This is a genomic window from Pelagibius sp. (genome assembly GCF_028289705.1).
Lineage (GTDB): Bacteria > Pseudomonadota > Alphaproteobacteria > Kiloniellales > Kiloniellaceae > Pelagibius.
In genome coordinates, this window is record NZ_JANQOI010000091.1 from 1 (window position 1) to 11,202 (window position 11,202).

12 protein-coding genes and 1 pseudogene are annotated in these 11,202 nt (G+C 65.6%); 9 read left to right on the forward strand and 4 right to left on the reverse strand.

The features are described 5' to 3' along the window. The 7 genes from Q0996_RS12500 to Q0996_RS12530 form a co-directional block, all read left to right on the forward strand. Window positions 1-1,372 (forward strand): formate dehydrogenase subunit alpha (locus Q0996_RS12500; RefSeq protein WP_299619877.1); only part of this gene is annotated, 1,372 nt, incomplete at its 5' end. Between the two features lie 15 nt (window positions 1,373-1,387). Beyond that, window positions 1,388-1,984: a formate dehydrogenase FDH3 subunit beta gene (gene fdh3B, locus Q0996_RS12505; protein WP_299619880.1), complete on the forward strand. Its 597-nt coding sequence runs from the start codon at window positions 1,388-1,390 to the stop codon at window positions 1,982-1,984. A 183-nt stretch (window positions 1,985-2,167) separates the two neighbouring features. Further along, a complete protein-coding gene (locus Q0996_RS12510) occupies window positions 2,168-2,359 on the forward strand; it encodes a hypothetical protein (RefSeq protein WP_299619883.1) in 192 nt (63 codons plus the stop codon). Window positions 2,360-2,438: 79 nt separating this feature from the next. Further along, on the forward strand, window positions 2,439-3,554 hold the full coding sequence (locus Q0996_RS12515; protein ID WP_299619886.1) for a formate dehydrogenase subunit gamma: 1,116 nt from the start codon (window positions 2,439-2,441) through the stop codon (window positions 3,552-3,554). A 63-nt stretch (window positions 3,555-3,617) separates the two neighbouring features. Continuing rightward, on the forward strand, window positions 3,618-4,250 hold the full coding sequence (locus Q0996_RS12520) for a hypothetical protein (RefSeq protein WP_299619889.1): 633 nt from the start codon (window positions 3,618-3,620) through the stop codon (window positions 4,248-4,250). Continuing rightward, window positions 4,228-5,673 (forward strand): c-type cytochrome, encoded by a 1,446-nt coding sequence (locus tag Q0996_RS12525; RefSeq protein WP_299619892.1) that lies wholly within the window; start codon window positions 4,228-4,230, stop codon window positions 5,671-5,673. The genes Q0996_RS12520 and Q0996_RS12525 overlap by 23 nt, the downstream gene beginning before the upstream one ends. Window positions 5,674-5,744: 71 nt before the next feature. After that, window positions 5,745-5,867, forward strand: coding sequence for a hypothetical protein (locus Q0996_RS12530; RefSeq protein ID WP_299619895.1), 123 nt, complete (start codon window positions 5,745-5,747; stop codon window positions 5,865-5,867). Between the two features lie 55 nt (window positions 5,868-5,922). Here Q0996_RS12530 and Q0996_RS12535 read toward each other — a convergent pair whose 3' ends face one another. Then, on the reverse strand, window positions 5,923-7,113 hold the full coding sequence (locus Q0996_RS12535) for an ankyrin repeat domain-containing protein (RefSeq protein ID WP_299619898.1): 1,191 nt from the start codon (window positions 7,111-7,113) through the stop codon (window positions 5,923-5,925). After that, window positions 7,103-7,282 (reverse strand): DUF3553 domain-containing protein, encoded by a 180-nt coding sequence (locus tag Q0996_RS12540; protein ID WP_299619901.1) that lies wholly within the window; start codon window positions 7,280-7,282, stop codon window positions 7,103-7,105. The genes Q0996_RS12535 and Q0996_RS12540 overlap by 11 nt, the downstream gene beginning before the upstream one ends. A gap of 119 nt (window positions 7,283-7,401) precedes the next feature. Here Q0996_RS12540 and Q0996_RS12545 point away from each other — a divergent pair, with 119 nt between their 5' ends. Next, the gene (locus tag Q0996_RS12545) at window positions 7,402-8,043 is read left to right on the forward strand and encodes a histidine phosphotransferase family protein (RefSeq protein ID WP_299619904.1); all 642 of its coding nucleotides are present in this window, start codon (window positions 7,402-7,404) and stop codon (window positions 8,041-8,043) included. A gap of 59 nt (window positions 8,044-8,102) precedes the next feature. On the opposite strand, the gene Q0996_RS12550 is transcribed toward Q0996_RS12545, so the two are convergent. Both Q0996_RS12550 and Q0996_RS12555 read right to left on the reverse strand, forming a co-directional pair. After that, window positions 8,103-9,710: a methyl-accepting chemotaxis protein gene (locus tag Q0996_RS12550; RefSeq protein ID WP_299619907.1), complete on the reverse strand. Its 1,608-nt coding sequence runs from the start codon at window positions 9,708-9,710 to the stop codon at window positions 8,103-8,105. A gap of 168 nt (window positions 9,711-9,878) precedes the next feature. Then, window positions 9,879-10,466 (reverse strand): hypothetical protein, encoded by a 588-nt coding sequence (locus Q0996_RS12555; protein ID WP_299619910.1) that lies wholly within the window; start codon window positions 10,464-10,466, stop codon window positions 9,879-9,881. Between the two features lie 339 nt (window positions 10,467-10,805). On the opposite strand from Q0996_RS12555, the pseudogene Q0996_RS12560 reads away from it, so the two are divergent. Then, window positions 10,806-11,202: pseudogene (locus Q0996_RS12560) on the forward strand (Fe(3+) ABC transporter substrate-binding protein); the annotation flags it as partial.

Sequence of the window (11,202 nt, forward strand, 5' to 3'; positions counted from 1 at the left end):
CATGCTGGTCATCATCGACCCCTATCCGACGATGGCGGCGGTGATGAACGATCGCAAGGACGGCACCTATCTGCTGCCCGCGGCGACCCAGTTCGAGACCTATGGCTCGGTGACCGCGTCCAACCGTTCGATCCAGTGGCGCGACAAGATCTTCGATCCGCTGTTCGAGGCCAAGACCGACCATGAGATCATGTATCTCCTGGCCAAGAAGCTCGGCTTCGCCGACGAGATGTTCAAGAACATCAAGGTCGAGAACAACGAGCCGCTGATCGAGGACATCACCCGCGAGTTCAATCGCGGCATGTGGACCATCGGCTACACCGGCCAGTCGCCGGAGCGCCTGAAGATGCACATGGCCAACCAGCACACCTTCGACAAGACTTCGCTGCAGGCACGCGGCGGGCCGGCCGACGGTGATTTCTACGGCCTGCCCTGGCCATCCTGGGGCACGGCGGAGATGGGGCATCCGGGCACCCCGGTGCTTTACGATCCCTCAAAGCCGGTGGCCGAAGGCGGTCTCTGCTTCCGCGCGCGTTTCGGCGTGGAGCGGGACGGCGACAACCTGCTGGCCGAAGGCTCCTATCCCGTCGACTCGGAGATCCAGGACGGCTATCCCGAGTTCACCATGGCCATGCTGAAGCAGCTTGGCTGGGACGGTGACCTGACCGATGCGGAGCGGGCCACGATCGAAAAGATCGCCGGCGACAAGACCAACTGGAAGACCGACCTCTCCGGCGGCATCCAGCGGGTCGCCATCAAGCACGGCTGCGCCCCCTTCGGCAACGCCAAGGCCCGCACCGTGGTGTGGAACTTCCCGGATCCGGTGCCGCTGCACCGCGAGCCGCTCTACACCTCGCGGCGCGATCTTGTGGCCGACTATCCGACTTACGAGGACCGCAAGATGTACCGCTTGCCGATCCTCTACAAGTCGATCCAGTCCAAGGACTTCTCGGGCGACTTCCCGATCATCCTCACTTCCGGCCGCTTGGTCGAATACGAGGGTGGCGGCGACGAGACCCGGTCCAATCCCTGGCTGGCCGAGCTGCAGCAGGACATGTTCGTGGAGATCAACCCGGTTGACGCCAACAACAACGGCGTGCGCGACGGGGCGATGGTCTGGGTGCATGGGCCCGAAGGTGCCAAGGTCAAGGTGAAGGCCCTGGTCACCGAAAGGGTGGGGCTCGGTGTCGCCTTCATGCCGTTCCACTTCGGTGGCCATTGGCAGGGCGAGGACCAGCGCCACAAGTATCCCAAGGGGGCCGACCCCTACGTACTCGGTGAAGCCAGCAATACGGCACAGACCTACGGCTACGATTCGGTGACCAACATGCAGGAAACCAAAGCCACGCTCTGCCGTATTGAGCCGGCCTAAGGGAGGAGCTGACTCATGGCACGTATGAAATTCCTCTGTGACGCTGAGCGCTGCATCGAGTGCAATGCCTGCGTGACGGCCTGTAAGAACGAGCATGAGGTGCCCTGGGGCGTCAATCGCCGGCGGGTGGTGACCATCAACGATGGCAAACCCGGCGAGCGGTCGATCTCCGTGGCCTGCATGCACTGTTCCGACGCGCCTTGCATGGCGGTCTGCCCGGTGGACTGCTTCTACGAGACCGAAGACGGTGTCGTGCTGCATTCCAAGGACCTCTGCATCGGCTGCGGCTACTGCTTCTATGCCTGCCCCTTCGGGGCGCCGCAGTATCCGCAGGCCGGCAACTTCGGCAGCCGCGGCAAGATGGACAAGTGCACCTTCTGTGCCGGTGGCCCGGAAGAGGACATGTCCGCAGCCGAGTTCTCGGCTTACGGGCGCAACCGTCTGGCCGAGGGCAAGCTGCCGCTCTGCGCGGAGATGTGCGCCACCAAGGCCCTGCTCGCCGGCGACGGCGACATGGTGTCCGACATCTACCGCGAGCGCGTGGTCGCCCGCGGCTTCGGGTCGGGTGCCTGGGGCTGGGGCACGGCCTACGAGCAGAAGTCGGGTTCGTAAACCGACGGAGGGCAGGTGAATTCGTTCTCCTTTTGGGGGAGTGCGTGACGGAACGGGGGCGGCGCCAGGCGCCGCCCCCTTCCCATGCCTTCTTGTCTGCCGCGTAAACAGAAAATTAACCATAATCGGGCTGTGCTTTTTGGCGTCCCACCTGAGGCCCTGAAACGAGCTGAGAGAGAAACCATGGCGCTATCCAAGTCGATTTCCCTGGTCCTCGGCGCGGTTCTTCTCGTCGGCCTGACGGCCTGCGACGAGGCCGAGCAGGGCCGCATCCTGCGCTACGAGAAGGGCACTTACCTCGGCCCGCAAGACAGCAAGCTTTCCGATGAGACCCGCGATGCCTTGCGGGCCCGCACCTCGCTTCAGGGCGGGTGATCGATGACCCGAAGCCAGATCCGCGTTATCGCTTGAACTGACAATTCCCATGCACAGCAGTCCTTCCAAAGGAACAGCCATGCGAGCCTCCGTCTCCTCTGCCTTGGACATCCGCCGCCTTCTCATCCTTGCGAGCCTGCTGGTCTTGACGGCTCTGACACTGAGCGGCGGCTTCGCCGGCGATGCCTGGGGACAGCGCAGCGACCCGGTGCCCAGTGAGAGCCCGACCGGTGGCCAGGTCCCCGGTAATGTCCTTGGGAGCCAGGCCGACAGCGATCTCTGGCGCGCCGTGCGCCAGGGCGTGCAGGGCAGAGTCTCGATCCCCGATACCCAGGCCGGGCAACTGATCCAGTCCGAGGGGGACAATTGGCGCGCGTGGCGCAACGGGCCGCTCACGGTCTATGGTGCCTGGATCCTGCTCGGCGCAGTCGCCGTGATCGCGCTGTTCTTTGCCGTGCGCGGCCGCATTCGTATCGATGCCGGAGCCAGCGGAGTCACGGTCGAGCGCTTCAACATGATCGAACGCACGGCCCATTGGATCACCGCGACGTCCTTCATCGTGCTGGCGATCACCGGACTCAATCTCATGTACGGCCGCCACGTGCTGCTGCCGGTGCTGGGGCCGGAGATCTTCTCGGCCATCTCCATGGCGGGCAAGTACGCCCACAACTTCCTGGCCTTCGCCTTCATGGTCGGTGTCGTCATGATGTTCCTGCTCTGGATCAAGGACAACATCCCGAGCCGTCTCGACCTGGTCTGGCTTGCCAAGGGCGGCGGCCTCTTCGTCAAGGGCGTGCACCCGCCGGCGGCCAAGTTCAATGCCGGTCAGAAGCTGATCTTCTGGGCGGTGGTGCTGGGTGGGGTTTCCATCAGCCTCTCCGGACTCGCGCTGCTGTTTCCCTTTGAGTTCGCGTTCTTTGCGAAGACCTTCGAGATTCTGAACATGGTCGGCTTCTCGCTGCCCACGGAGCTGACCATGATGCAGGAGATGCAGCTTTCCCAGCTCTGGCACGCCATCGTCGGCCTGGTTCTGATTGCCATCATCGTCGGCCACATCTATATCGGCTCTGTGGGTATGGAAGGTGCCTTCGATGCCATGGGCAGCGGCCAGGTCGACAGCAACTGGGCGCGGGAGCACCATTCGGTCTGGGCTGCCAAGGTGGCCGGCGGGTCTCATAGCCATCCCGCCGAGTAGCCGGGCCGAGGCGCCGCCGTCCGCCCAGCCGCGCCGACGATTCTTGAATTGGGGGTCAGCCGCTTGTCGTTGAAGACCGCAATCGCCGCTATCACGCTAAGCCTGGGCCTGGCCCTCACCATGGGCCAAGGGGCCGCCGCGCAGGACGGCAGCGGCGCGGCCCTTGAGACGTCATCGGCTCCCGGCATGCTGAATACCCAGTCCTTCAAGCCGCTGCCTGACGGTATCGGTATCCATGTCGCCCCTTATGACGACAACGAGCTCAATCTGCTGCTCAAGGAGGATTTCGAGGCGCAGCTTACGGCCCAGGAACGGGCCGAGATCAAGGACGATGCGGAGGCCCGTTTCCTGCTGCTCTTCGAGGCCAAGGTGGTCCCGACAGAGGATCTGCCGCAGGGTCCCAGCCTCGGCTCGGCCCGCGCGGGTTCGACCGGCGTCGACGTAAACGTGAACGTCTGGTCGTCGACCCAGGACAGCGTGCTGGGCGGGCGTCAGGGCTCCCAGGAGATCGGCAGCAGCAGCTTCCACATCAACGCGACTCTGCGCGACCGTGAGAGCCGCGAGGTCATCTGGCAGGGCGATGCCTACCACCTGTTGCTGGCGCCCGATACGGAACGCATTGCGCGCTCCATGGTCCCGCCGCTGGTCGAGCGCCTGGGCAGATCCGCCTCGCATGAGCCCTTTGATATTCAATAGGCCGCTGCGGGCCCTTCGCCCTCTGCTGGGCCGTCTGACGGGCCTGCCGCGCGTTCTCGCCTGCGCCCTGCCGCTGCTGGTCTGGGGACCGGCGGCCCAGGCGGAGCTGCGCGGGCACGGCGGTTTCGTCAAGGGCGTGGCGGTCCTGCCGGACGGCACCCGGGCGGTCACCGCCAGCTTCGACTACAGCGTCATTCTCTGGGACCTGGAGAGCCAGCAGGCGCTGGAGGTGCTGGACGACCATGAAGGGGCGGTCAACGCGGTGGCGCTGGTCGGCGACGGACGCCGGGCGATTTCCGCCAGCGACGACGGCACGCTGCGGCTCTGGGATCTTCAAGCCGCCACCCTTGAGCATGTCTTCGAAGGTCATCAGGGCAAGGTGGCGGGGGTGGCGGTCTCGCCCGACGGGCGCCTGGCGGCCTCCGCCGGCTGGGACCAGACCGTGCGCCTATGGAACCTCGAAACCCGTCAGGCATCCCATGTGCTGGACGAGCACCGCAGCAACGTGAACGCGGTGGCCTTTTCGCCGGACGGGCGTTTTCTGCTGACCGGCAGCTACGATTCCTCGATCCGGCTTTGGGCCCTGCCGGGGGACGGCGGCCGGCCAGAACTGCTGCGGGTCATGGAGGACCACGACTTCGGCGTGAACGCCCTGGCCTTCCTGCCCGGCGGCGAGTTCGCCGTCTCCGGCTCGGTGGACGAGACGGTGCGTCTCTGGGACCTCACCACGGGCCAGGAGATGGCGGTGTTGCGCGGCCACGACGGCCCGGTCTTCGCGGTTTCGGTCTCGCCCGACGGAGACCGCGCCGCCTCGGCCGGCGTCGACGGCACGGTGAACCTCTGGGACATCGAGGGGCGGCGCATCACCACCTCCTTGAACGGCCACCGCGAACCGGTCTGGGCCCTTGCCTTCACCCCAGACGGAGGCCGCCTGCTGTCGGCAGGCTCGGACTCGGTGACCCGGCTCTGGGATCTCGCAGCGCGCAGCGAGATCGCCCGCAGTGGGATTGACGGCAGCGAAACCGTGGAGAGCGAAGTGGCCGCGGCCATCACCGACGAGGCCGACCAGCGCGGCGCCAAGCTGTTCCGCAAGTGCTCGGCCTGTCACACCGTCACCGTCGACGGCGGCAAGCGGGCGGGGCCGACGCTGCACGGCGTGTTCGGCCGCCGCGCCGGCACCGTTGCCGGTTACAACTACTCAGCCGCCCTGCGCGAAAGCCATGTGGTCTGGAGCGCCGAGACCATCGACCGCCTGTTTGCCGAGGGGCCCGATCACTACACCCCCGGCAGCAAGATGCCGCTGCAGCGTATGACCTCGGCACGGGACCGCGCCGACCTGATCGCCTATCTGCAACGCATTACCGGGGCGGTGGCGGGAAGCGGGCCGCAGGAGCGCTGGCAGGGCGAGGGCGCAGAACAATAAGCGGGGGCGCTTGACCCTCCGGGGAATCTTGGACTTACTGAGACGCGGGACTTACGAGGACCTTTGGGACGATGAAATCGGTTATTGTCGGCAGTGTCGTGGCGGTTCTGATCGCTATTCTGAGTGCGGTCATTCTCAGCATGCTCGGCATCAGCTCTGCCGACCTGTTCTCCACCCCCAACGTCCGTCTCTGACGCGCCCCATCAGGCCGCCTGAGCCGGCAATGTCTTCCGGCGCGACCAGATCACGCTACTCCCGTGCCCCCGCGGCGCGCAGCAGATCGGCGATCTCGTCATCGCCGATCATGGTGGCGGCCTGCAGTGCGGTCCAGCCGTCCCTGGCTTTGAGGGTGGGGTCCGCCCCGGCGCCCAGCAGCAGCCGCACCTCCTCCAGACGGGCGCGGTTGGCGGCCAGCATCAGGGCGGTGTTGCCGCTTTCCACTTCGCGGGCATCGGCGGCGGCCCCGGCGTTCAACAGCACGTAGAGCGCGCCCGGCTGTCCGCTCATGGCCGCCAGAACCACCGGCGGCCGGCCCTTGCGCCCCGGCCGGTCGGGGTCGGCGCCGGCCTCCAGCAGGGCGATGACGCTGTCGACATGCCCCGCCTCGATGGCTTGGCCCAGGGCGGTTTCGCCCTCCGCGGCCCTCTGGTCCACGACCGCGCCCGCAGCTTTAAGCGCCGCAAAGAGCGGCGTGTGACCGTGGGCGGCGGCCAGATGCAGGGCGGTCCAGCCGTCGCCGCGCGCCGCCTTCGCATCGGCCCCTGCCGCCAGCAGGATCTGCAGGCTGCCTTCGCTGCCGGCCCGGGCCGCGGCCATGAGGGCCGTGGTGCCGTCATCGGCGGCGCTCCGGGGGGAAGCGCCGGCGGCGAGCAGCTCGGCGACCACGGCGGTGCCCAGGGGATCGAAGGCGGCGTTGATCAGCGGCGTGTTGCCGTCGCGGCGGTCGCGGGCTTCGACCTCCGCGCCCGCGGCCAGCAGCACCGACACCACGGCGCGCTTGTTGCGGCGGGCTGCCAGCAGCAGCGGTGTGTTGCCGTAGTCGGTCTCGCGGGCTTCCAAGGGAGCCGCCGCCGCGATCAACACCCGGGCCACACGGTCGTGGCCTTCGTAGGCGGCGTAGTGCAGCGCCGTCCAGGCGTCGTCGGGGGTGGCCCCGCCGGGATCGGCGCCGCGTTCGAGCAACAGGGCGGCGACCTGCGGGCTGGCGAACATGGCGGTGACATGCAGGGCGGTGTTGCCGAGTTGATCGCGGACCTCGAGGTCCGCCCCCCGTTCCAGGGCAAAGGCGGCCAGCTCCGGGTCGTCGTTGCGGGCCGCCTGATGAAGCGCCTGGTCGGGGACGCTCTGGGCGGCGGCCGCCGCCATTGCGGACATCAGGAACAGGAGCGACAGAGCGAAGCCCGCAACCCAGGGCAGACCGGAGCGCTTTCTAGCCGACATCCTCGCCCACCACCTCCAGATCGACTTCCGTCGCGATGATCAGCAGCTTGCCGGCATTCTCGAAGTTCACCGTGACCCGCTCTGCCACCACGGACTGGATCTGACCGATTCCCCAGTCGGGCCTGGCCGGGTGCCGGACGCGCATCCCGGGCGCAAGATGTAAGGTCATGGTTTGCCTCGCTGATTTCACGCAGCGCATAGTGTATAAGGATCCCGAAACGGGAGCCAGCCGTAGGGTCTTCATCTCGGCGGCTTGGCCTCGGGGGGCTTGATCTGGGGAAACGAACTATGGAAATGACTGTTGACCTGCGCGTTGCCGAGTTGCTGGCATCGCGGCTTTGCCACGATCTGGTCGGACCCATCGGGGCCGTCGGCAACGGCCTCGAACTGCTGGCCGACGACGAGTTCGGCATGGCCGACGATGCCATGCAGTTGACCGGCAATTCGGCGCGCCAGGCCTCGGCAATCCTGCAGTTCTATCGCCTGGCCTACGGGATGGCCGGCGCCCGGGTCGGCTCGGACTACAGTCAGCTCCGCGACCTGACCGCCGCCCTGCTGGCCAGCTCCAAGTCAGAGCTCGATTGGCCCACGATCCAGGCGCCCGACGGCATTCCCGACGGCACCGGCAAGCTGATCCTGAACATGGTCGCCCTGGCGCAGGAGGCCCTGCCGCGCGGCGGCAAGCTGGCGGTCTCTGTCGCCAAGGGGCAGGGTGGCTTCGAGCTGCAGGTCACCGCGACGGGACAGGACGCGCACCTGCGCCCGGAGTGCCTGGCCGGGCTCAACGACCCGGTCGACATGGACGAGCTGACCCCGCGCGGGGTGCACAGCTACTTCACCCGCATCGTCGCCAAGCGGCTGGGCAGCACGCTGGATGTGGCGACCCAGGGCGAAGACTGCCTGACCTTCAAGGTCACGCTCTCCCCCTGACCGGGCCGGGCCAGGCCGTTCCGGCCGGTTCCCAAGAAGACGGAGGTATCCAGCGGCTTTTAGCTGGCGCGGATGCTGGCGAGGAAGCTGTCGACCTGGCTGCTGAGGGAGGCGGACTGGCCGGCCAGGTCGTTGGCGGCGCGCAGCATGGTGGTGGCGGACTCGCCAGACTCCTCGACTGCGGCGGTCACATCGCCGATGTTGGACGAGACCTCGTTGGTGCTCTCCGAGGCCTGCTGAACATTGCGGGAGATCTCCTGGGTGGCGGCGCTCTGCTCTTCCACCGCGGAGGCAATACCTGAGGCGATGGTGTTGATTTGCTCCACCGTCGTGGTGATCTCGGCGATCGCGGTGACGGCATTGCCGGTTGCGTCCTGGATGTCGCCGATCTGCTCGCGGATCTGCTCGGTGGCCTTGGCGGTCTGGGTCGCGAGCACCTTGACCTCCGAGGCGACCACGGCGAAACCCTTGCCTGCTTCGCCGGCTCGCGCCGCCTCGATGGTGGCGTTGAGCGCGAGCAGGTTGGTCTGTTCGGCGATCTCCTGGATCATGGTCAGAACCTCGCCGATCTTCTGCGCCGCATCGGCGAGGGCGCCGACCTCCTGGTTGGTGTTGCGCGCCTGTTCGGCGGCGGTGTTGGAAATCGTGGTGGACTGGGCGACCTGGCGGCTGATCTCCTGGATCGAGGCGCTCAGTTCCTCGGTGGCGCTGGCGACGGTCTGGACATTGCCGGCGGCATGCTCGGTGGCCGAGGCGACGGCGCTGGTCTGGCGGCTGGCGCGCTCGGCCGTCTCGGACATGGACTGGGCCGTGTTCTGGACTTCGCCCGAGGCGGAGGTCACGCTGCTGACCACGCCCTGAACGCTCGATTCGAAATCGTCCGCCAGGCGGCGCATGGCCTGGCGCTTTTCTTCCTCGGCCCTGGCCTTCTCGGCTTCGCGGGCGGCCGTCGAGCGTTCGAGGTCGATGGCGTTGGTCTTGAAAGTCTGCACCATGCGCGCGATGTCGCCGATGTCGTCGCGCCGCTCGCGCGCGGGCACCTCCACCGAGGTATCGCCTTCGGCAAGACGCTCCATGGTGTCGTGCATTGTCTGCAGGGGCCGCCCGATCAGCCGCGACGTCACGAAACTCAGCAGCACCAGGAGCAGGGCCAGCGCCCCGAGGGCGACGAGGCTCTGCCGCACCATGGCGGCTTGAACCTCGGCGTTGAGCTGCTCGATGGACCAGGCGATGACGACGGACCCGATGAAGGAACCGTCCTTCGGCGAGAGCGCCGGGTTGGCGATGAGGATATGGCGCGGGGTGCGTTCGACCATCCGCTCCTCTACGCCCTGGACTGCCTCGATGAAGGCGCTCAGATCGGCCTGCGGCAGCGTCGCCGAGCCGAAGCGGGTCAACTCCTGCCCGTCCTTGTCCAGGGCGACCACATTGGCGATGGCCGTGTCCTCGGCATTGGCGAAATCGATGTAGGCGGTTTCGATGGCCTCCGGCTTCTTCCAGCGAATGCCGCCGGCCGCATTGTTGGCAATCAGGCGGGTCATGGTGCTGTAGCCGGCTTCCCCGGTATCCAGCAGTATCCGGCTCGACTGGGTGATGCCGATGGCCACCAGGGTGATCAGGATGAGGGACGTCAGGGCCGCGGCGGTCAGTATGACCTTGCGGACCACGGAAAGACTGGAAATCCCGGCCAGGCGATTCCCGGAAGCCTTTGTGGCTTCGGATACGCTTGAATTTGGCGATTCTGGCGTTTCAACCTTGCTCATCGAAACCAAACCTCCACGAAATGCGATCCCTGGCCGGGATATCCTGAATGGTCTTCTGCAGTTCTCTGTTGCCTAGAGAGCGTCGACGTTGACGCCCACGGTAATGGCGCCGATCACCTGGCCGCTGGCGGGATCGACAATCGACATGCTGAGCTGGGATTGGAAAGTCTGGGTCGACTCGTCCATTTCCACCTCGTCGATGAAAATGGCGCCGGCCCCGGCAGAGTAGGTCTTCTGCCACTTGGCTTCATCGCCCTGCCAGTAGTCGGAGGTCACGTCGCTCTGACCGACGTTCAAACCACGATTGTCCATGACAAAGATCTCGGTCACCAGGCCGCCAGTGGCGTTCTTCTGGTCGGCAAGGAAACGCGACAGCGCGTTGCCCAGGACGGCATCGATCATGGGCTTGCTGCCGGCATCGGTCTGGGCGCGCCAGTCCTTGTCCATCTTGTCGATGTCGCTTTGGCTGAGACCGGCGTGCCGGCTGTTCTGGGCCTTGATCGCCTGAACCACGAGGTCGTTGCCGATCCACTGTTTCACGGTGGCATTGGCAAAATCGGTCATCGGCGCGATATGGGCATCGCTTGCAAGCGCAGGCGAGGCGAACAGCAGCAGTGCGGCGCCCGTGACGGTTCCGCGCAGGACGTCGGATTTGAACATCATCATTGCTCCAATTGATTTCCCCAAATACGGGCAGCCGCGGGAGGCCGCCCGAGTACTGTCCGGCCAATCTCGGGGGAACGGCTTAAATTTGCGTTAGCGTTGTATTGTATAGTAGAAGTTCGTGGCGTAGTTTCTCTTGCTATATTAGAATTGATTATTTAGCTAGCTATTCTGATTACATCCAATCTTCCATATAGCTGTGTAACGTCTACAACCTTGTCTTGTGTCTCGGAGAAAGCTTGACAGGTGCGAGTGATTTGCATTTACCTTGCGATTGAGAATGATTTTCATAAAATCCGAACTCGCAACGAGAGCGGATATTCCACGGAGGACCAAATGACAGCTCGTCGACGCGTGGCCCTGGGGGCCGCGATCTGTGCTGCGGTGATGGGTCTTAGCCCATCGATCCAGGCCGCAGACGTTCTGAACCTTTACTCGTCACGCCACTACCAGACCGATGAGGCGCTCTACAGCGGCTTCACCGAAAAGACTGGTATCGAGATCAATCGCATCGAAGGCAAGGCCGATGCGCTGATCGAGCGGATCAAGAGCGAAGGTGCGAACAGCCCCGCCGACGTGCTGCTCACGGTCGATGCCGGCCGCATCTGGCGTGCCGAGCAGGCAGGCCTGCTGGAGTCGGTCAAGTCGGATGCGCTCGACCAAGCCATTCCCGCCAATCTGCGTCACCCGGATGGCCTGTGGTACGGCTTCTCGACCCGCGCCCGCGTCATCT